18 protein-coding genes and 1 tRNA gene are annotated in these 21,002 nt (G+C 74.8%); 12 read left to right on the top strand and 7 right to left on the bottom strand.

Annotated features, from left to right (window positions below):
* Positions 1–325 precede the first annotated feature (325 nt).
* Positions 326–410: transfer RNA gene (locus GC157_10370), tRNA-Ser, on the top strand.
* 171 nt (positions 411–581) lie between these two features.
* On the opposite strand, the gene GC157_10365 is transcribed toward GC157_10370, so the two are convergent.
* From GC157_10365 to GC157_10340, 6 genes are all read right to left on the bottom strand, one after another.
* Positions 582–2,213, bottom strand: a complete 1,632-nt coding sequence (locus GC157_10365; GenBank protein MBI1377870.1) for a DUF222 domain-containing protein — start codon at positions 2,211–2,213, stop codon at positions 582–584.
* A 25-nt stretch (positions 2,214–2,238) separates the two neighbouring features.
* The gene (locus GC157_10360) at positions 2,239–3,420 is read right to left on the bottom strand and encodes a cytochrome P450 (protein ID MBI1377869.1); all 1,182 of its coding nucleotides are present in this window, start codon (positions 3,418–3,420) and stop codon (positions 2,239–2,241) included.
* Between the two features lie 73 nt (positions 3,421–3,493).
* Positions 3,494–3,916 carry a hypothetical protein gene (locus GC157_10355; protein ID MBI1377868.1) on the bottom strand — a complete coding sequence of 141 codons (423 nt, stop codon included), beginning with the start codon at positions 3,914–3,916 and terminating at the stop codon, positions 3,494–3,496.
* Entirely contained in the window at positions 3,913–4,356 is a 444-nt protein-coding gene (locus tag GC157_10350; protein MBI1377867.1) for a hypothetical protein, read from the bottom strand. Before GC157_10350 ends, GC157_10355 begins: the two co-directional genes overlap by 4 nt.
* A gap of 66 nt (positions 4,357–4,422) precedes the next feature.
* Entirely contained in the window at positions 4,423–4,644 is a 222-nt protein-coding gene (locus GC157_10345) for a hypothetical protein (protein MBI1377866.1), read from the bottom strand.
* 64 nt (positions 4,645–4,708) lie between these two features.
* Positions 4,709–7,510 carry an AAA family ATPase gene (locus GC157_10340; GenBank protein MBI1377865.1) on the bottom strand — a complete coding sequence of 934 codons (2,802 nt, stop codon included), beginning with the start codon at positions 7,508–7,510 and terminating at the stop codon, positions 4,709–4,711.
* A 138-nt stretch (positions 7,511–7,648) separates the two neighbouring features.
* Here GC157_10340 and GC157_10335 point away from each other — a divergent pair, with 138 nt between their 5' ends.
* The 11 genes from GC157_10335 (at position 7,649) to GC157_10285 (ending at position 19,183) form a co-directional block, all read left to right on the top strand.
* Positions 7,649–9,307 (top strand): SpoIIE family protein phosphatase, encoded by a 1,659-nt coding sequence (locus GC157_10335; protein ID MBI1377864.1) that lies wholly within the window; start codon positions 7,649–7,651, stop codon positions 9,305–9,307.
* A complete protein-coding gene (locus tag GC157_10330; protein ID MBI1377863.1) occupies positions 9,307–9,657 on the top strand; it encodes an STAS domain-containing protein in 351 nt (116 codons plus the stop codon). Before GC157_10335 ends, GC157_10330 begins: the two co-directional genes overlap by 1 nt.
* Positions 9,658–9,684: 27 nt before the next feature.
* Entirely contained in the window at positions 9,685–10,035 is a 351-nt protein-coding gene (locus GC157_10325; GenBank protein ID MBI1377862.1) for an anti-sigma factor antagonist, read from the top strand.
* 13 nt (positions 10,036–10,048) lie between these two features.
* Positions 10,049–10,759, top strand: coding sequence for a hypothetical protein (locus GC157_10320; GenBank protein MBI1377861.1), 711 nt, complete (start codon positions 10,049–10,051; stop codon positions 10,757–10,759).
* A 38-nt stretch (positions 10,760–10,797) separates the two neighbouring features.
* The gene (locus GC157_10315) at positions 10,798–12,057 is read left to right on the top strand and encodes a hypothetical protein (protein MBI1377860.1); all 1,260 of its coding nucleotides are present in this window, start codon (positions 10,798–10,800) and stop codon (positions 12,055–12,057) included.
* Positions 12,054–13,292, top strand: coding sequence for a hypothetical protein (locus GC157_10310; GenBank protein ID MBI1377859.1), 1,239 nt, complete (start codon positions 12,054–12,056; stop codon positions 13,290–13,292). Before GC157_10315 ends, GC157_10310 begins: the two co-directional genes overlap by 4 nt.
* Positions 13,289–14,551 carry a hypothetical protein gene (locus GC157_10305; protein MBI1377858.1) on the top strand — a complete coding sequence of 421 codons (1,263 nt, stop codon included), beginning with the start codon at positions 13,289–13,291 and terminating at the stop codon, positions 14,549–14,551. Before GC157_10310 ends, GC157_10305 begins: the two co-directional genes overlap by 4 nt.
* Positions 14,548–15,753 carry a hypothetical protein gene (locus GC157_10300; GenBank protein MBI1377857.1) on the top strand — a complete coding sequence of 402 codons (1,206 nt, stop codon included), beginning with the start codon at positions 14,548–14,550 and terminating at the stop codon, positions 15,751–15,753. The genes GC157_10305 and GC157_10300 overlap by 4 nt, the downstream gene beginning before the upstream one ends.
* A gap of 58 nt (positions 15,754–15,811) precedes the next feature.
* Positions 15,812–17,236 carry an FAD-dependent oxidoreductase gene (locus GC157_10295; GenBank protein ID MBI1377856.1) on the top strand — a complete coding sequence of 475 codons (1,425 nt, stop codon included), beginning with the start codon at positions 15,812–15,814 and terminating at the stop codon, positions 17,234–17,236.
* Positions 17,237–17,397: 161 nt separating this feature from the next.
* A complete protein-coding gene (locus tag GC157_10290; GenBank protein MBI1377855.1) occupies positions 17,398–17,703 on the top strand; it encodes a hypothetical protein in 306 nt (101 codons plus the stop codon).
* A gap of 88 nt (positions 17,704–17,791) precedes the next feature.
* Positions 17,792–19,183, top strand: a complete 1,392-nt coding sequence (locus tag GC157_10285; GenBank protein ID MBI1377854.1) for a DUF2254 domain-containing protein — start codon at positions 17,792–17,794, stop codon at positions 19,181–19,183.
* Between the two features lie 145 nt (positions 19,184–19,328).
* On the opposite strand, the gene GC157_10280 is transcribed toward GC157_10285, so the two are convergent.
* Positions 19,329–20,867 carry a DUF222 domain-containing protein gene (locus tag GC157_10280; protein MBI1377853.1) on the bottom strand — a complete coding sequence of 513 codons (1,539 nt, stop codon included), beginning with the start codon at positions 20,865–20,867 and terminating at the stop codon, positions 19,329–19,331.
* Positions 20,868–21,002: the final 135 nt, after the last annotated feature.

The raw sequence follows: 21,002 nt of genomic DNA, 5'->3' as shown, positions 1-21,002 counted from the left end.
CGAAGAGCCAGCGACGCCAAACTATCGCCGAATGCTCCTCAGAGGAAGCGCCCGGATGGCGCACCAGACTGCGGGACTCGGACCCCTCGTCGAGGGGGCTTCGTGCCGCGTGACACGCCTCCGCATCCGATGCTCGCGTCGTCGGACGTCGCCACTGGACATCGTCCGAGCCCTGGTCCATGGCACCCTAGAGCCGCCTGTGGCGTGCGGAGAGCCTTCCGAGACGAAGGTCGGCCCGTGCGTCAGAGGCTCCGGTTGCTCCACTCGCGGTCGGTCTCGGACCTCGCGCCCGCCGACATGGCCCGTGAACAGGAGAACCGCAGATGGAGGGCTCGCATAGTGGCCGAGTGCGGCGGTCTTGAAAACCGCTGGGTGGCAACACCCCGAGGGTTCGAATCCCTCGCCCTCCGCTCACCCGCTCCTCGGTCGGCCCACCCACCACAGTCGGTCGGGACGTCGGCCGCGGCGTCGTCGGCACAGTGCGTGGCCATCCTGCGGCAGCCGTGCGTTCGCGAGCGCGTTGGCGTGCGGCACCGCGTGCGCGCACTGCTCTCAGGTGCGGGCGCACGTGTGCGATCGGGTCAGACGGGCGGTCGCTCCGGCGGGTCGGTCGTGCGTGGGTCGGGGTGGACGTCCGGGTCGCCGGTGTCGGGGCGTGCATCCACGACGCCGGGCGGGGCGGGCGGTTCGGCCGTCGGCGGTGTCGTCCGTCGTGGTGGCTCGAGGACAGGTTGGGCCGGGATGCGGATGCGTTGCCGCCATCGGGTGACCCAGGTGCCCGACCCGTCGGCCGCGCTGTCCTCGATGGTGGCGTGGCCTGCCGTCTTCACCTGGTGGCAGCGCGAGCACAGGCCGCCGCAGTTCGCGGTGTCGCTCGCGCCCTCGGGGAACGGGAGGGCGTGGTCCATCTCCTGGGCGCGGCGGGTGCAGCCGGGTCGTCGGCAGATGGGGTCACGGTGCAGGACGTGCTCCCGCAGGGCGGCGGGCAGGTACCGGCGGGTGCCGTAGTCGAGGAGGTGCCCGTCGACCGGGTCGACGACCACGCGTCGCCACCAGTCGGCGACCGCGGCGACCTCACGCGCGATCGGTGCAGGGATCGGCGTGCCGTTCACGAGCGCCAGGCCGTCGCGCTCGCCGCGGAGAGTGTCGAGGTCCATCACCACGTGCAGCTCGGTCTGCGTGCGCGACGCCTCGTAGACGAGTTCGCCGTCCTCGCCTCGTTCGCCGAGGACCAGAGCGGCCAGGGCGTCCGCGCGGCACGCACCCGATGCGGCGTCCTCGTTCCCCGCGCGCACGGCCTCGGCCCCACCGCGCTGCGCGCGCAGCGCCTTGCCGGCGGCTTCGATCGCGTCGAACACCGCGTCGATCACCGGCGCCCGGTGCGTGACGCCGAGGAACGCCATCCCGTCGCCGATCGGCTGCCGGTACACGTCGCGCGTGGCAGCAGCTCGGTTGGCACGGACGGTCGCGTCCGGGTCGTGGCGGGCGATGAGCTTGTCGAGCAGCTTGCGCAGCTCGGACGGGGTCGCGGTGCGCGCCTCGTCCAGAGCCGCCGCCTCGATGGCTGCCAGCGCGTCGACGTCGGCCACGAACCGGGTCTGGTCCACGAGGACCGCGCAGTGCCGCTCGGTGATCTCGCCCGCGGCCAGCGCCGCGCCGAACGACGGGAACGTCTCGGTCAGCGCCCGGGCGCGGTCGATCTCCTTCGCCGCGCCGTAGGCGCTGACATGGGTGGCGTAGGCGACCTCCTGCGCCGCGGCGGCGTCCTCGTACGAGTTACGGAGCGCGGAGTCCGGCCACGCCTTCGCGGCGAACGCGGCCTCGGCGGCGAGGCGCATCGAGGCCAGCCGGGCCTCGAGCCGGGCGGTCATCGCGAGGTAGTCGATCAGCTCGGCCGGCTCGGTGATCGCGTCGACGTCGATGTGGTCGAGCAGCAGGAGGTCGGTGGCATCCACCGGCTGCTCGAGCACTGCGGCCAGTGCGCTCGCATCGCCGCGGAGCCACGCCGGAGGCTGGTGGTACAGGGAGTCCAGGAGGAACGCGACGCTGAGAGGACGGAAGCCCGGGGTGGTGCCCGCGTCGTCGACGGCAGTCATCCGGGCACCTCCCACGGGTCGATCGGTCTCGGTCGTGTGCCGCGAGCCTAGCGTCGACCTCCGACAGTCGTGGTTCGCGATCCACAGCAGTACCAAGGGGTTTCGCCGATCAGCCATCCACACCCTGTGGACACCGGAGGAGTCACCAGGTGACGTGCAGCGCGGTCGGCGCGCGGAACTCCCAGCCGCGGAAGACCACGTCGTGCGACGGGTCGAGACGCAGCTCCGGCAGCGCGTCCACCAGCATCCGCAGCGCGATGCGCTCCTGCCCGCGCGCGAACGCGTGCCCGGCGCAGAAGTGCGGGCCGTAGCCGAAGGCCGCGTTCGGCTCGCGGGTGCGTCGTACGTCGAAGCGGTCCGGATCGGCGAACACCCGCTCGTCGCGGCAGGCGCTGGCCACCACGCCGGCCACCGCGGCACCGGCCGGGATCACGGTCCCCGCGAGCTCGACGTCGTGGGTGGCCTGGCGCGTCTGCGTGCCGATCGGCGCGACCCACCGCAGGCCCTCGTGGACGGCGTCGTCCCAGCGCTCGGGGTCCTCGCGCACCCAGGCCAGCTGCTCGGGATCGGCGAGCAGCGCGGCCAGCGTGGAGGCGGCGCCGTGGCCCGGCTCCTGCATGCCGCCGAGGATGATCACCTTGAGCGAGGGCAGCACCGCGTCGACAGCCCGCGGCCGGCCGACCGGGCAGCCGCTGGTGAGCATCGAGGCGATCGTGGAGTCGTCCGGATCGTGCGCGAGCCGGGTCATGAGCGGGCGCAGCTCGGCGTCGATGAGGGCCGCGGTCTCGTCGTTGACGCGCTGCTTCTCGGGGTCGTTCTCGAAGTTGATCGCGCCCATCGCCAGGCCGTGGAACCACTGCTGGAGCGTCGCCTCGCTCAGGTGCCCGAGGCCGAGCACGGCACCGAGGCTGAGCACCGAGATCGGCTCGAAGTACTCGGCGACGAGCTCGGCCCGGCGCCCGGGGGAGGCGAGCAGCCGGTCGAGGAACCGCTGCGCGATCGGCGCGACGAGGTCGTCGATGTAGGTGGCCACCGTGCGCGGCCGGTACTTGGTGTCGAGGCTGCGGCGCAGGTCGAGGTGCGCCTCGCCGTCCACGGTGAGGATCGTCGGTCCGCCGAACGAGCGGTCGAGCGGTGAGTCGGTCACCTGCGCGCTGAACAGGTCGGGCTTCGTCGTCACCGTCTCGACGTCGGCGGCGCGCGTCACCAGCCAGAGGTTGACGGCGGGCACCCACTCGACGGGCTCTTCGGCCCGGAGGCGCGCGTAGACCGGGTACGGGTCGGCCTCGAGGTCCTCGACCGTGATCGTCTCGGCGTACGTCATGGAGGACACCCTCCAGTCGTTCGCCCCCGAACGGCAAGCGGCCTCGGGCGGGTGCAGCGCGGGCGGCGGGACCTCAGCCGCCGGCAGGCCCGGCGTCGCGACGCAGACCGAGCCCCATCATCGGCGCGGTCAGCGCGACGCCCGCGGCGGTGAGCGGCGTCAGGCGCGGGTCCCACCGCGTGAGGGCCGAGCGGCTCTCGCGCTCGAGCAGGTAGCCCGCGGCCATCACCGCACCGAGCGCGCCCAGCACGCGCGACGCGGGCGCGCTCGGCCGGCGCATCACGACGGAGCCGGCCGTGGCCTGCGCGGCCATCATCACGAGCGGCGGCGTGATGCCGGTACCGATGAACCACGCGTCGCGCGCGATGTCGCGGCCCTCGCGACGCACGCCGAGGGCGTCCATGGACAGCTCCCGCTCGACGGCGTAGCGCAGCGCCACGAACGCCGTCGCCACCTGGAGACCGGCCACCACGCCGAGCAGGCGGTGGCGCGTCATCGCGTGCCCCGTGTGGCGGCCAGCAGCCGCACGCAGACAGCGAGCGCGACGACGGCGCCCACGGCCATGAGGAACGAGGCCCACCCGGCCTGGCCGTCGGTGCGCACCACCCGGTCGCCGCACGCGAACGCGACCAGCAGCGACCCGAGCACGACGGCGGAGCGCACCACCCAGTACCCGTCCCGCGCCCGGGCGGACCCCACCAGCAGCGCGATCGCGAGCAGCGTCGCGAGCGCACCCACCGCGGCGTGGACGTCGAGCAGCCACGCGGGCTGCGGGTCGCCCGAGGTGAGCGACACGAACGCGACGGTGGCCGCGCCCAGGACCAGCTGGGCCAGCAGCACGGCCGTCAGCAGCGTCGTCTCGAGCCGCAGCACCGGCCGGAACGGCCGGGGTGCCGTGGGCGGCTTGACCAGGCGCGGCTGCGCGGTGGTGACCATGTCTCCCCCTCGAGACCGTCCCGACCGGCTCTCGGTCGGTGACGGCTCGAGCCTGCGCCCGCCGCGTTACGGCCTCGCTACGACGCCGTCCGCGACCACGCTCACGACGACGCCGCTCACGACGACGCCGCTCACGACGACGCCGCTCACGACGACGCCGCTCACGACGACGCCGCTCACGACGACGCCGCTCACGACGACGCCGCTCACGACGACGGCGCTCGCGACGACGGCGCTCGCCACGACGGCGCTCGCCACGAAGGCGCTCGCCACGACGGCGCTCGCCACGACGCACCCGGTGCCGGCTCACCGAGCCAGGACGCGCCTCGCGACACCCGCGCCGCACGCCGGCTCACCACGCGACGAGCTTCCACACCTCCGGCCGCCGCTCGTCCTCGCGGTCGACCGAGGCGAACAGCTCGGCGGCGCGCGCGAGGTGCTCCATCGCGTCGTCGGTGCGGCCGTCGGCGTGCAGGAGGTCGGCGAGGTTGGTGTGCAGCGCGGCGAGCCGGTGCCGGTCGCCGTGCCGCTCCCCGAGCTCGAGCGCGTGCCGCTGCGCGTCGAGCGCGGCGGCGACGTCGTCGGCCGTCCACTCCACGCGCGCCAGGTTGTTCCAGGCGGCGACGGCGTACGACGGGTCCGCGAGGTTGGCGGCGTAACTGAGGCTGGCGCGCAGGTGCCGGCGCGCCGCGTCCGCGTCGCCGCCCGCGGCGGCGAGCACGCCCGCGACGTCGTGCGCCTGGGCCAGCGCCGCCGCGTCCCCGGTGCGCTCGGCGGCCGCGAGCACCTCGGACAGCTCGGCGTCCGCGGCGGCGACGTCGCCCTCGCGCAGCCGCAGCAGCGCGTGGTCGGCGAGGCAGCGCGCCCGGAGCACGGCGGCGTCCGGCCCGTCCGGGGCGGCACCGAGCAGGTCGAGGGCGTGCTCCACGTGGGCGCGCGACGTCGTCCACGCGCCCAGGCGGTGGTGCACGTCGGCGAGCCGGTGCTCGATGGCGGCCAGCTCGGGGCCCTCGGCGAGCTGGGCCGCGAGCTCGAGCTCGTCGATCGCGTCGCGGTAGCGGCCCAGCGCGATGAGCGCCTCGCCGGAGGCGAGGTGGCAGGCGGCGGGGTCGTGGCCGAGCGCGACCGCGCGCTGCAGGTGCTGCAGCGCGATGCCGTGGGCCCACAGGTCCCGTGCCTCCAGTGCCGCGGTCCAGTACCAGGCCGCGGCCTCGTCCTCGCGCCCGGCGAGCTCGAGGTGCGTCGCGACGGCGGCAGCCGACGCCGGCGCCTGGCGCCGTGCGGCGAGGGCGTCCGCGGCCCGGCTGTGCAGCAGCCGCTCGCGCGCCCGGCTGAGGCGGCCGGTCGCCGCCAGCCGCACCGCGTCGTAGGGGACGTCGTACTCGCCGCTGTCGGCCAGCTCGACCAGCAGCCCGCGGCCCACGGCCTCCTCGATCGCGTCGACCACCTCGACGTCGGCCCGGCCGCTCACGGCGCGCAGCAGGTCGACGTCGGCGGCCCGCCCGAGCACGGCCGCGGCGGAGACGACCTGCCGCGTGGTCTCGCCCAGCGCGGACAGCCGCGACTCGAGCAGGCCGCGCAGCTCGAGGGTGGGCAGGTCGTCGTCGGAGGACGACGCGAGCGCGAACTCGCGTAGCAGGCGCGGCGATCCGCCGGTGCGGCGCACGAGGTCCTCGAGCGCCTCCGGGCCCACGCTCACGCCCATCGCCGCGAGCAGCCGGCCCGCCTCGTCCGCGGCCAGCGGCGGCACGGCGAGCCGCTCCACCTCGGCGCCCTGGAGCGCCTCGACCGCGTGGCGGTAGACGAGCAGCAGCGCGACGTGCGCCGGCAGCCTGCGGGCGAGGTAGCCGACGAAGTCCGCCGACGCCTCGTCGAGCAGGTCGACGTCGTCCACCACGAGGAGCGTGCGCGCGGCGTCCGGCACGGGGGCGGGGAGCGCGAGCGCAGCGACCACGCTGTCGAAGAGCCGGGCCTGCGCGCCGGGGCTGTCCAGCGGCGGCAGCGGCGACTGGTCGGTCTCCGGGGCCAGCCGGCCGAGCTCGGCCCGCACGCCGAAGGGGAGGTCGTCCAGGGGCACGGCGTCGTCGGCGAGCAGCTGGCGCACGAGCGCCGTGACGGCGCCCAGCGCGATCCCGCGCTCCGCCTCGAGCCCGCGCATCGTGAGCACCCGGCCGCCGGCGTCGGCGCGCTCCCGGCACACCGCGGCGGCCACCGACGACCGCCCCGACCCGGGCTCGCCCACCAGGGCCACGGCGGGTCCGGCCTGCGGCCCGTCGAGCGCCGCGGCCACCCGTGCCACCAGCTCGTCCCGCCCCACGAGGTCGGGCAGCGGCGGGACGGCCACGCCGGCGGACGTCGGCGCGGGCGCGGGGCGCGCCACCGCACGTGGGCGCGGCTCGGGAGGGTCGAGGCCCTCGTCGCGGATGAGGTCGTAGAGCCGGTGCGTCTCGGGCAGCGGCCGCACGCCCAGCTCGCGGTCGAGGGTGCGCGCGCACACGCGGAACTGGTCCATCGCCGCGGAGCGGTCGCCGGTCCAGGCCAGCAGGCGCATGAGCGCCTGGTGCGCCGGCTCGTGCAGCGGGTCGAGCGCGAGCCGCCGGCGGGCGAGGCCGAGAGCGACGTCGAGCCTGCCGTCCTCGGTCTCCGCCGCCACCAGCCGGTCGAGCACCGTGCCCACCTGCCGCTCGTAGTCCGCGGCCGTCTGCGACTGCCAGTCGTCGAACTCCGGTGCGTCGCGCAGGGCGAGGCCGTCGAGGAAGCGCCCGCCCGCGAGCTCTACGGCACGGCGCCATCCCGCGGGGTCGTCGCCGGCGGCGAGGGCCTCGAACTCCCAGGCGTCGACGTCGACGAGCGTCGGGTCCACGCTCACGGCGCTGCGGTCGACGACGAGGCACGGCCCCACCGCGCCGGTCACCGACAGCGTGCGGCGCAGCGCGCTGCGCGCGCGGTCCGGGTCGGCCTCGGGCCACAGGAGCGCGGCCAGCGCGTCGCGCGACACCGGCCGCCGCGCCAGCGCCACCCGGGCGAGCACGGCGTACGACTTGCGCGTGTCGAACGCGACGGGCGCGCCCGCGCGCACCGCGCTCGGCGGCCCGAACAGCGTGAGCCGTGAGCTGCTGCCGCTGGTGTCTCCCCGTCCTGGCACGCACGGCACCGTACTGCTGTGCCGCCGCCTCCCGGAGGGCTAGCGTCACGATCCGAGGCCGGCCGATCGGTTCCGTAACGATCCCGGAACGGCGCCGGCGCAGCATCGTCGTGGTCCGGGGAGTCCGGGCCCGAGGGGGAGGTGCCGATGGCCAGCTCGACCGCGCTGGGCCCGTCCGTCGCCCGGGCCGACCAGAGCGAGCCGGACGCCGCGGCGTCCGAGCGCCGCCCGCGCCGACGCTCCCGCTGGCGCCGCTCCGGCTCCGAGGCTCCGGCCCCGGCGATGGCCGACCTCGCCGCGGTCGTGGACGAGCCGGTCGACATCGCGCCCAACGACCCCGTGATCGCCTACTTCGCCGGCGCGCCGCACGCCGTCGAGCTGGACTCGCTCACGCTCGACTCGCCGGCGGTGGACCGCATGCGCGAGGCCGGAGTGGTGCTGGTGGTCCCGCTCGTCACCAACGGCGAGCTCGTGGGCCTGCTCCAGCTCGGGCCGCGGCTGTCCGAGCGCGGCTACAGCAAGGACGACCGGCAGCTGCTGGAGAGCCTCGCCCGCTACGCCGCCCCGGCGCTGCGCCTCGGCCAGCTCGTGCGGCAGCAGGAGGTCGAGGCCCGCGAGCGGGAGCGCATCGACCAGGAGCTCAAGGTCGCGCAGCTGATCCAGCAGCAGTTCCTGCCCGAGAACCTGCCCGACCTCCCCACGTGGCACGTGGCCGCCTTCTACCGCCCGGCCCGCACGGTGGGCGGCGACTTCTACGACTTCATCACGATGCCCGACGGCCGCGTGATGATCGTCGTCGGCGACGTCACCGACAAGGGCGTCCCCGCGGCGCTCGTGATGGCCAGCACCCACGCCCTGCTGCGCGAGACCGGGTCGCGCCTGTCGTCGCCGTCCGAGGTCCTCTCGCGCGTGAACGACCTGCTGTGCGCGGACATCCCGGCGCACATGTTCGTCACCTGCCTCGTGCTCGTGATCGACGCGCGCACCGGCACCGTGCAGTTCGCCAACGCCGGCCACAACCTGCCCTACGTGCGCGCCACCGACGGCACCGTGCGCGAGCTGCGGGCCACCGGCATGCCGCTCGGACTGATGCCGGGCCTGCGCTACGACGAGGAGACCGCGACGGTCGCGCCGGGCGAGCAGGTGCTGCTCTACAGCGACGGCCTCACCGAGCAGCACGACGGCGACGGCGAGATGTTCGGCTTCGGCCGCACCCGCGACGTCGTGGGACGCGCGAGGTCCGCCGCCGAGCTCGCCGACCTGTGCGTGAGCGAGCTGGCCCGGTTCACCGGGCCGGGCGTCGAGCAGGAGGACGACATCACGATGGTCGCCCTCGAGCGCTCGGAGGGCGCCGGCTACGGCGACGCCGCCGACGACGCGGTCGAGCTGGCCCGGTTCAGCGTCCGCAGCGAGGCCGGCAACGAGCGCGAGGCGGTGCGCCGGCTCGAGGCCGCCCTCGAGGACGTGCCGCTCACCGACGACCAGCGCTCGCGGCTGTCGACCGCCGTCGCGGAGACCGCGATGAACGGCATCGAGCACGGCAACGGCCTCGACGCGCGGCTGCTCGTCGACGTCGTCGTGCGCCGGACGGCGACGTCCGTCGAGGTGCTCGTGAGCGACGCGGGCGGCGCGGCACCGGGCACCCGCACCGAGGAGCCGGACCTCGAGCTCAAGCTCGCGGGTCTCCAGACGCCGCGCGGCTGGGGCCTGTTCCTCATCGACCACATGGTCGACGCCGTCGAGCACGAGGTCGACGGCTCCCGGCACACGGTCCGGCTCAGGCTCGATCTCGAGGAGAGTGCGTGATGTCCCGCTACCCCGTCCACGTGGAGGGCGAGCCGCCGGTGGCGGTCATGTCGCTGTCGGGCCAGGTCGACCGCTCCGCGCTCGACGCGCTCAACGCCGCGTACGACGACGTCGACGCCACCGGCGCCGGCTCCGTGCTGCTCGACTTCCACGACGTCGACTACATCAACTCCACGGGCATCGCCCTGATCGTCGGGATCCTCGGGCGCGCCCGCGCGCACGGGCGCTCGGTGCTGGCCACCGGGCTCTCGGAGCACTACCAGCACATCTTCTCCATCACCCGGCTGTCCGACTTCATCGCCGTGTTCCCCGACACGCCCGCCGCGCTCGCGGGTGCGACGCCGTCCTGACCGTCCGACCGTCCCGAGGGGGGACCCATGCCCACACCCGTCGCGACCATGACCGTGCGGCACGAACGCTCGCACGTCGCGGTGATCGACATCGGCGGCGAGGTCACGTCGCACTGCGACGACGTGCTCGCCGAAGCCTACGAGGAGGCGAGCACCGGGGGCACGACGGGCATCGTGCTCAACTTCGCCGGCCTCGACTACATGAACAGCGGCGGCATCGGGATGCTCGTGACGCTCCTGGTGCGCGCCAACCGGAACAAGCAGCGGCTGGCCGCGTGCGGCCTCACCCCGCACTACCGCCAGATCTTCGAGCTGACCCGCCTCGACGAGGCGATCAGCCTGCACCCCGACGAGGACGCCGCGATCGCGGCGCTGTGAACACGAGGTCGTCATGAGCAGCAGGGACGAGAGCAACTGGGCCGCGAAGGTCGAGCGGCTCGAGGTGAGCGACGAGCTCGCCGCGGCAGGGTTCAACGTCGCCGGCCGGCGCCTGGCCGGCGCGCAGCAGGGGTTCGGGCGCCTCTGGCAGCGCCGGTACGCCGTCGACCTCGGCGACGCCGTGACACCGGAGCAGGTGGTGGCGGACTGGAAGCAGCGGTTCCCCACGTACTGGCCGGACGGAGCCACCTTCCACGTGGCGCTCACCGGGCTGCGCCCGGGGGTCGTCTCGCCCATCGCGATCGCCAGCGGCGCCCCCGGGCTGACGGTGTCGACGGGGATCATGGTGCTCTACATGGACGACACGTCGTTCACCTTCATGTGCCCCGAGGGCCACATGTTCGCGGGCTGGATCACCTTCGAGTCCGAGCGGAGCGACGCCGGCACGACGGTCGCCGAGGTGCAGATCCTCATCCGCACCAGCGACCCGCTCTACGAGCTCGGCTGGCCGGTCATGAAGCGCAAGGAGGACGCGTTCTGGTCCGCCACCCTGCGCAACCTCGCGAAGGACCACGGCGTCGCGGACGTCCCGGTGTGGGAGACGACGACGTGCGTCGACCGCCGACGGCTCTGGCGCAACTGGCGCAACGTGCGGCACAACTCCGGCATGCGCTCGGCCTGGCACTCCGCGACCTCCCCGTTCCGTGGGACGAGGGCGGCCTGAGCCGTGCGCCGCCGGCCCCTGCCTGCCACCGGGCGCCCATGACGGCCCCGTCCGGCGACCTCGCGCGGCTTCCTGGGCGCCCGCGCCTGGTCCGCGCGTGCTGGTGGACCCTGGTGGTGCTGGCCGTCAGCGGTGCGGTCGTGGGGATCCCCGCGGTGCACGCGCTGCAGAACTCCGCCTTCGGGGCCGCCGTGCTGGCCTACCTGCTCGTGGGCGCCGTCGTGGCCTACCGGAGGCCCGAGAGCCCGATCGGCTGGATCTTCCTCGGGCTCGCGGCGCTGTCCGGGCTCGTCGGCGGCGCGAACACGTTCGTCATCCTCGGCCTCGACGAGCACGCCGCGCAGCTGGCGGGCGACCCGACCGGGGCCGGCGTCGGCTGGCACTGGTGGACCCTCGTCGCCGCGTCCTTCCTCACCTGGTCGTGGTACGTCCAGCTGTACCTGATGACCTTCGTGACCTTCCTGCTCTACCCCTCGGGCCTGCCGTCGCCGCGCTGGCGCTGGTTCCTGCGGCTCGGCACCGCGCTCACCGGCGTGATCGTGCTCGTGACCCTCCTCTGGCCGACGCTGCAGCTCGACGACTACTCCGCCGACGTGCACGTCACGACGCCGAACCCGCTCTCGCCGTCGTGGATGTCGGCGCTCGCCGGGCGCTCGGACGTGTTCGGCGCGGTGGGCGGGGTGATCGTGACCGTCCTGCTCATCGGCTCGGTGTCGGCCCCGTTCGTGCGCGCGCGCCGGGCCGGCGCGACCGAGCGGGCGCAGCTGCGCTGGTTCGCGTACGCGGCCGCGCTGTTCGTCGTCGCGATGTTCGGCACCAACGCGCTTCCGGGCGGTGGCGACGGCCAGCTCGCCAACCTCGTCATGGTCGCGGCGTTCTCGTTCATCCCGCTGGCGTGCGGTCTCGCGGTGGTGCGCTACCACCTCTACGACATCGACCGGATCATCAGCCGCACCGCTGCCTACGCCATCGTCACCGCCGTCGTCGTCGGCGTGTACGCCGCCGTCGTCACGTCCGCGACGCGCCTGCTGCCCGAGGGGTCCTCGTCGCTCGCCGTCGCGGCGGCCACCCTGGCGGCGGCCGCCGTGGTGCGGCCGCTGCTCACACGGGTGCAGCGCTGGGTGGACCGCCGCTTCAACCGCGAGAAGGTCGACGCGCAGCGCACCGTCGAGGAGTACGGCAGCCGGCTGGTCGACGAGGTCGACCCCGAGCGGGCCGAGCTCGAGCTGCTGCAGCTCACCCGGCAGGCGTTCGGCTCGAGCAGCGCCGCCCTGTGGGTCAAGGGGGCGGCGTCGTGAGCGCCGCGGTCCGCGGCAGGGCCGCGTGGACGTGGTGGGCGGCTGTGGCGGTGACGGCCGTGTCGACCCTCGTGGCGCTGCCCGCGGCGTTCGACCTGCGCGGCGCCTCGTTGATGATCCCCACCGTCGCCTGCCTCGCCGTGGGCGCCGTCGTGGCGCGGCGTCGCCCGGAGAACCCGGTGGGCTGGATCTTCCTGGCCGTGGCCACGCTGAGCTCCCTGGACGCCGCGACCAGGTCGCTGCTCCAGCTGGCCCTGCGCCAGCAGTCCGACGCGCTGGCGCTCGACCCCACGGGGGGCAGCGTCGTCTGGCCGTGGTGGGTGGTGCCGCTGGCGCTGTTCTGGTCGACGGCGTGGTTCGTGATGCTCTACCTGATGCCGTTCCTGATCTGCCTGATGTTCCCCTCGGGCCTTCCGTCGCGGCGGTGGCGTCCGCTGCTCGCCGCGGGCACGACCGTGCTGGTCGTCGTCGTGTCCGCCCTGACGCTCAAGCCCACGATCGACATCAGCGACGGCACCCGTGCGGTGCCGGTGCTGCTGGCCAACCCGATCTCGCCCGCGTGGACCTCGACGGTCGACCCGACGAGCGGCGCCATGGGAGTGCTGCTCCCGCTGGCCGTGGTCGCGTGCCTCGTGGGGGCTGTGGCCGCACCCTTCGTGCGGGTCCGCAGGGCGTCTGTCGTGGAGCGCGCGCAGCTGCGCTGGTTCGGGTTCTCCGCCGCGCTGTTCGTCCTCGTCATGCTGCTGGTGAGCTTCGTCCCGGTACTCGTCCCCGGGGGCCCGGACGGCACCGCAGCCAACGCCGCCTTCGCCGTGTCGACGGCATTCATCCCGCTGGGCTGCGGCATCGCGATCCTGCGCTACCGGCTCTTCGACATCGACCGCATCATCAGCCGCACGGCGTCGTACTCGATCGTCACGGCGCTCGCGCTCGCGGTCTACGCGGTCGTCGTCGCCTCCGCGTCGAACCTGCTGCCGGAGGGCTCCTCGTCGCTGGCCGTGGCCGCCGCCACGCTGGCCGCGGCGGCGATGGTGCGGCCCGCGCTGCGCCGCGTGCAGCGCTGGGTCGACCGGCGCTTCAACCGCGAGAAGGTCGACGCGCAGGCCGCCGTGGACGCCTTCGGCGCGAGCCTGGTGGACGACGTCGACCCCGAGCACGGCCGCGCGCAGCTCGAGGCGGTCGCGCGACGGCTCCTCGCGCCGAGCACGGTCGCGGTCGGGATGGTCCGCCGATGAGCACGGTCGCCCACGCCGCGGCGCCCACGGTCGCGACCGCGCGGCTCAGCGGGGGCCGGCGCGCCGTGTGGTGGGTCCTCGTGGTCGCGACCGTGCTGGGCATGGCGCTCTCGGTGCCCGCGTCCGGCGGGCTTCAGGACCCGTCGCTGCTGCTCCCGCTGCTGGGCTACTTCGCGATGGGCGCGCTCGTGGCGCACCGCCGTCCGCACAACCCCATCGGGTGGGTGTTCCTGGGCGTCGCCGTCGTGGCCAGCGCCGTCGGCACCAGCAACGCCGCCGTGCAAGCAGGGCTCGACCAGCAGGCGGCGGCCCTCGCCGCCGACCCCAGCGGCGCCGGCATCGCCTGGCCGCGGTGGGTCGTGCTGGCCGCGCTGGCGGGCGGGTCGCTGTGGTTCCTGCTGCTCTACCTCATGACCTTCCTGACCTTCCTGCTGTTCCCGGACGGGCTGCCCTCGCGTCGCTGGCGGCCGCTGCTCTGGACCGGCACCGTGGCGGTGGCGCTGGTCGTCGTCGGGAGCGCCACCGCGGCCACGGTCACGATCGACGCGTCGGCGGACGGCCCGTCCGTGGTGATCGCCAACCCGTGGGCGCCGCCCTGGGTGGACGCGCTGCGACCGCTCGAGCAGCCGGTGGGAGCGGTGGGCGCCGGGGTCGCGCTGCTGGGCCTGGGCGCCGCTGCCTGCGCACCGTTCGTGCGCGCGCGTCGCGGCACCGCCATGGAGCGGGCGCAGCTGCGCTGGTTCGGCTTCGCCGCCGCGATCCTCGTCGTCTTCTTCTTCGTCGGCGACTGGCTGCCCGGGGGGAACTCCGGCCTCGCGGCGCAGCTGGGCTTCACCGTCGCCGCCGCGTTCGTGCCCACGGCCTGCGGTGTCGCCGTGCTGCGCTACCGCCTCTACGACATCGACCGGATCATCAGCCGTACCGCGGCCTACACCGTCGTCACGGCGGTCGTCGTGGGCGTCTACGCGCTCGTGGTCACCTCGGCCTCGGCCCTGCTGCCCGACGGATCGTCGTCGTGGGTGGTGGCCGCGGCCACCCTGGCCGCCGCCGGGCTCGTCCGCCCGCTGCACTCGCGGGTGCGGCGCGTGGTGGACCGCCGCTTCAACCGGGAGAAGGTCGACGCCCAGCGGGCCGTGGACGCGTTCGGTGCGCGCCTGGCCGACGACGTGGATCCCGACCACGCACGGGCCCAGCTCCTCGGCGTCGTGACGCGGCTCTTCGCGCCGGCGGCGAGCAGTCTGTGGACCACGGACCGATGACCGCCCGCGCACCGAGGGCCCGGTGGCCGTGGGCGGTGTACCTGTCCGCGCTGACGGCGATGCTGTGCGTGGACGCCGTGGTCGTGTGGCAGTGGCACTCGGGCCAGCCGTGGACCTATCCGTTCTGGCTGGAGTCGACGGCGGGCGCCGCGGCGTACGGCGCCGCGGGCGCCCTGATCGCGTCGCGCGTGCCGGGCAACCGGCTCGGCCCGCTCATGCTGCTGGTCCCGGTCGCCGCCGCGGTGCAGGGGACGAGCGGAGTGCTGGCCCAGGTGGGTGCCTCGCACGGCTGGCCGGTCGCCGTCGTCGCCGTGGCCGGCGGCCTGTTCGCCGCGGCGCAGACCTCGGTCGTGGGCCTGGCCTCGATCATGCTGTTCCTGGCTCCCGACGGCCGTGCCTCGAACCGGTTCTGGCGCGCCCTGCTGCGCGTGTACGTCCCCGTGGTCGTCACGGCGGTGGCGTTCGGGTTCCTGGCCGGGCCGGATCCGGGTGAGCCGGGCCGGCCGGACACCGACCCGCTCCCCGGCTACCCGCAGGCTGTGTCCGTCGTGCCGGCGCTGCACGACGTCGGCTACCTGGTCACCCACGTCGGGCTCGGCTGGGCCGTGGTGATGGTGCCGGTGTCGATGGTGTCGCTCGTGCAGCGGTGGTGGCAGTCGCCCCCCGCGGTCCGCAAGCAGGTGACCTGGCCGGTGCTCGGCGCGCTCGCCACGCCGCTGGTGATCGTGGCCGGACGCCTGGTGCCCTACCCGACCCTCTACCACGGCGACCCGGTGTGGGCGCTCGCGGTCACGATGCTCCCGCTGGGCATCGCCGTCGGCGTCTTCCGCCACGGCCTCTACGGCCTCGACCGCGTGGTGAGCCGCACCGTGGCCTACACGATCGTCACCGGCCTCGTGCTCGCGGTGTACGCCGGCACCGTCACGGCCGTGTCCACGGCGCTTCCGGTCACGAGCGAGTTCGCCGTCGCCGCCGCGACGCTCACGGCCGCGGCGGTGGTGCGGCCCGCGCTCTCCGGCGTGCAGCGCGTGATCGACCGGCGCTTCGACCGCGAGAAGGTCGACGCGCAGCGCGCCGTCGACGCGTTCGCGGCGCGGCTGGCCGACGAGGTCGACCCGGACCTCGTGGGCGCCGAGCTGCTCGCGGTGACGCGCCGCCTGCTGGCGCCCTCGGCCGCCTCGCTGTGGGCGGAGCGGTCGTGAGCGTGGCGGCGGCGCCGGACGTGGGTACGGTCGGCGGGTGAGCCAGGGCCGGTGGACGGTGGCGCGGCGCGGCGACGTGGACGCCGTCGTCGTGGGCTCCGGGCCCAACGGGCTGGTGGCCGCGGCGCGGCTGGCGGAGGCGGGCCTGCGCGTCCTGGTGCTCGAGGCGCAGCCGACGTACGGCGGCGGGCTGCGCACCGAGGAGCTGACGCTGCCGGGCTTTCGGCACGACGTGTGCTCGTCGGTGCACCCTCTCGCGCTGGCGTCGCCCGCGTTCCGGGCGCTCGACCTTGCGCGGGAGGGGCTCGCGTTCGCCCACCCCGAGGTCCCGCTGGCGCACCCGCTCGACGGCACCACGGCGCTGCTCCACCGCGACCTCGGCCTGACGGCGGAGGGCCTCGGCCGCGACGGCGCGGCGTGGCGGCGGCTCGTGGGCGGAGTCGCGCGCGGCGAGGGCGCGCTCGTCGACGGCATCCTCGACCCCTTGCGGCTGCCGCCCCGCCATCCCGTGGCGATGGCCGGCTACGGACTGCTCGGCGTCTGGCCGGCCGCCCCGCTCGGCCGCGCGCTGTTCCGCGACGAGCCGGCGCGCGCGCTGCTCGCCGGCGTCGCAGCGCACGCGATCCTGCCGCTCGAGGCGGCGGCCACCACGGCGTACGCCATGCTGCTCGCCGGTCTCGCCCACGCGGTGGGCTGGCCGGTGGCCGTGGGCGGCTCGGCGTCGATCGCCGACGCGCTCGTGGCGCGGATCACCGCGCTCGGCGGCGAGGTGCGCACGGGGACGCCGGTCTCCTCGCTCGACGAGCTGCCGCCCGCCCGTGCCGTGCTGCTGGACCTCACCCCGCGACAGGTGCTGCGCGTCGCGGGGGGTGCGTTCCCCCCGCGCTACCGGGACCGGCTCGCGCGGTTCCGCTACGGCTCGGGCGTGTTCAAGGTCGACTGGGCGCTCGACGGTCCCGTGCCCTGGCGCGACCCGGACGTCGGCCGCTCGGCCACGGTGCACCTGGGCGGCTCGCTGCGCAGCATCGCGGCCAGCGAGGCGGCGATCGCGCAGGGGGAGCACCCTGACGAGCCGTACGTGCTGTTCGTCCAGGCGACGGTGGCCGACCCCACCCGCGCCCCGGCCGGCCGGCACACGGGCTGGGCGTACTGCCACGTGCCGCACGGGTCGCGCGTGGACATGACCGAGACGATCGAGCGGGTGGTGGAGCGCGCGGCGCCGGGGTTCCGGGACCGGATCCTGGCCCGCAGCACCCTGGACACGGCCGCGCTGCACGCGCACGACGCCAACGAGATCGGCGGCGACATCGCGGGCGGCGCCGGCGACTGGCGCCAGCTGCTCACCCGGCCCGTCGCGTCGCTGTCGCCGTGGCGCACGCCGGTCGACGGGCTCTACCTCTGCTCCGCGTCGACCCCGCCCGGCGGCGGGGTGCACGGCATGTGCGGGTGGAACGCCGCCGAGCTGGCGCTGCGCGACCTCTGAGCGGCGTCGCCGTCGCCGGAACTCCGTGGCCGTCCCGCGCCACCGGCGTCACACTCGCTCGGTGAGCACCCAGGACCGCACGTACCCACGCCGCGACGTCGGCCGACCCTCCGGGTCCGTCGTCGTCCGGTCCGTCGTGCTGTCCTGAAAGGTGAGTTCCCATGTCCCGCAGGCGTTCCCGCCGCCTGTTCTACCGTCGCACGTTCCTCAACCGTCCCGGCTTCCACGCCGGCGCCCACGTGATCGCCGAGGTCACCGTGCGGCCCGGCGGCTGGGTCGACGCCGACCTGGTCATCGCCGACTGCCGCTCGGTGGTGCTGGACTTCTCCGCCGAGGAGGACTCCAGCGCCGGCGCGCGGCGCAACGCCGTCCGCAAGGCGCGCCTGCTCGCGCAGGTCGCGACCGAGTTCGCCGACCGGCTCGACGACGCGATCGAGGAGGTGTTCGGGACGCCGTCGGCCCGCTGACGGCACGTCCCGAAGCGGTCGCAGCAGCCTCGGCCCGGTTTGAGCGCGGCCGCCGACGGTTAGGGCGGCACCGAGCGGGAGGTGGGTCATGGGAGCGGCACCGTCGCGGTCCGTGCTGCGCTGGTCGGCGTTGCGCGACCGCGTCCGCAGCAGCCTGTTCGTCACGCCGCTGCTGTTCGTGGTGGGAGGCTTCGTCCTCGCCGAGCTGATGCTCGCCGTCGACGGCAGGCTCGACGGCGTGCCGCAGCGGCTGACGGCGACGGTCGACAGCGCCCGTGCGGTGCTCACCGTGGTCGCGAGCGCGACGCTCGCGTTCGCCGGCATCGCGTTCTCGGTCTCGCTGCTGCTCGTCTCGGCGGCGTCCGGGCAATACTCGCCGCGAGTGGTGCACGGGCTGTTCCGCGACCCGGCGAACCGGCGCGCGATGGGTGTCGTCATGGGCACCTTCACCTACAGCCTCGTGGTGCTCCAGGCGGTGCGCGGACCGGTCGGCTCCGGCGGCGAGGCCGTGGTGCCGAGCGCGGCGACGATGGTGGCGCTCGTGCTCGGCGTCGTCGCGATCCTCTCGACCGTGGCGTTCATCAGCCACAGCGCGCACGCCCTCGACGTGTCGGAGGTGCTGCACCGGGTCACGCTCGAGGCGCTGAGCGCCGTTCGCGCGCAGGTGGGTGCGCTCGACCCCCTCGCGGCAGGTGCGTCGTCCGTGCCCGAGGCCGACGACGACGAGGGGCACGCCGTCGACTTCGTCCGGCACGGGTGGGTGCAGCAGCTCGACCATGCGAGCCTGCTCGCCGCGCTGCCGTCCGGCGCCCGCCTCGTGGTCACCACGGCACCGGGCCGCTACGCCGTGCCCGGCACGCCGATCGGCCGGGTCGTGCCCGAGCCCGACGACCCCGAGGCCGTGGCCGAGGCCGTGCGCGACGCCGTGGTGCTCGGGCCCACGCGCACGCTGCTCCAGGACCCCACCTATGGCGTCCGGCAGCTCGCCGACGTCGCGCTGCGCGCGCTCTCGCCCGGCGTGAACGACCCGACGACCGCCCAGGACGCGCTGTTCCACCAGGCGGCAGTGCTGCGCGAGCTGCTCGTGCGCCCGGCGCCGCCGCGGGTGCTCGAGGACGGCGACCGCTCGCTCGTGCTCTCGCACGCGCCCACGCACCGCGAGGTCGTCGACCTGGCCTTCGACGAGGTGCGGCTGGCCGCGACCGGTCAGCCGACCGTGCTGGTGTACCTGCTGGAGATCCTCGAGACGCTGCACGACGCTCTGCCCGAGGGGTCGGAGGAGGCGCGCGCCGCCCTGCGCCTTCAGGCCGGGCTCGTGCTGGCCACCGGCGAGCGCGGCGAGCTCCCCGAGCCCGACCGCGAACGCGTGCGCATCGCCTACCGCGACCGCTTCGCCGAGTCGGCCCCGCCGGCGCCGGCGTCCCCCTCCGCATCGGCCCCGGGGTCCTCGTCGTCGTCCCGCGATCTCGACCCGGTCTGACACCGGCGGTCGATCCGGATCCGGTCGGGGGTGCGACGTCGACGGCGCACCCGACGTCACCGGCTCGCACAGGGGAGGCCAGCCATGGCGGCGGCACGGGAGGCCGCACGGCCGGTCATGGCGTCGTCCGGTCGCCGCGGGCGCGCTAGAACGGCGGGCGCTCGGGTGGGTCGTCGCGGGTCGCACCGCAGTCAGGGCCGTCGCCGCCGGGCTCGGCCGCCGCGTCATCGGCATGCGGACCCGGCGGTCCCACGTCCGATGCAGCAGCGGGCGGCACGACGGGAGACGCCGTACGTGGCGGTGGTTCGAGGACGGGTTGGGCCGGGATGCGGATGCGTTGGCGCCATCGGGTCACCCAGGTGCCGGATCCGTCCGGCGCGCTGTCCTCGATGGTCGCGTGCCCGGCGGTCTTGACCTGGTGGCAGCGGGAGCACAGGCCGCCGCAGTTGGCGGTGTCGCTGGCTCCCTCCGGGAACGGGAGCGCGTGGTCCATCTCCTGCGCGCGGCGGGTGCAGCCGGGACGGCGGCAGACCGGGTCGCGGTGCAGCACGTGCTCACGCAGCGCGGCCGGGAGGTACTGGCGGGTGCCGTAGTCGAGCAGGTGCCCGTCGACCGGATCCACCACCAGCCGGCGCCAGAACTCCGCGCCGCCGGCGACCTCCCGCGCGATCTGCGCCGGGATCGGCGTGCCGTTCAGCAGTGCCAGTCCGTCGCGCTCCCCGCGCAGGGTGTCGAGGTCCATCACCACGTGCAGCTCGGTCTGCGTCCGCGAGGACTCGTAGACCAACGTCCCGTCCTCGCCACGGTCACCGAGCACGAGAGCAGCGAGCGCGTCGGCGCGGCAGGCACCCGACGCAGCGTCCTCGTTCCCGGCGCGCAGGGCCTCGGCGCCGCCGCGCTGCGCGCGCAGTGCCTTGCCCGCGGCCGCGATCGCGTCGAACACCGCGTCGATCACCGGCGCCTGATGGGTCACGCCGAGGAACGCCATCCCATCGCCGATCGGCTGCCGGTACACGTCCCGGGTCGCGACGGCCTTGTGCGCGCGGACGGTCGCGTCCGGGTCATGCCGCGCGATCAGCTTGTCGAGGAACTTGCGCAGCTCCGAGGCAGTCAGGGTGCGGGCCTTCTCCAGCGCCTGGGTCTCGATCGTCGCGAGGACCTCGGGATCCGTGAGGTAGCGGGTCTGGTCCACGAGGACCGCGCAGTGCCGCTCGGTGATCTCACCCGCAGCCATCGCCGCGCCGAACCCCGGGAAGAGCTCCTTCAGGGCCCGGGCGCGGTCGATCTCCTTCGACGCGGCGTAGACGCTGTTGTGGGTGGCGTAGGCGACCTCCTGCTCGGCCGCCGCGTCCGCGTACGACGCGTGCGCGCTCGTCGAGTCCGGGCACGCCTTCACCGCGAACGCCGCCTCCGCCGCCAACCGCAGGGACGCGAGCCGGGCTTCGAGCCGGGTCGCCACGGACAGGTAGTCGATCAGCTCGGCCGGCTCGGTGATCGCCTCGACGTCAACCTGCTCGAGCAGGATCAGATCGGTCGCGTCCACCGGCTGGTCGAGCACGACGAGCAGCGCGCCTGGGTCGCCGGTCAGCCACGCAATCGGGTCATGCACGTCCCAGTCCGGGTGAAAGCCCACACCCACCGGGCCGAAGGAAGAGGTGGTGCCCCGGTCGTCGACGGCGGTCATCGGGCACCTCCTACGGGTTCGGCTGGGGTTCGAACGAATGTAGGAATGCTATCGGAGACCACTGACAGGCACAACCCCCAATCCCTAGCAATCCCAACGGATTTCGCCACTTCATCATCCACAGGCTGTGGACGG

It is taken from the genome of Frankiales bacterium (assembly GCA_016125335.1).
GTDB lineage: Bacteria > Actinomycetota > Actinomycetes > S36-B12 > CAIYMF01 > Longivirga.
The sequence above is the reverse complement of the archived record's forward strand: the minus strand, read 5'-3'. Positions and strand labels throughout refer to the sequence as shown.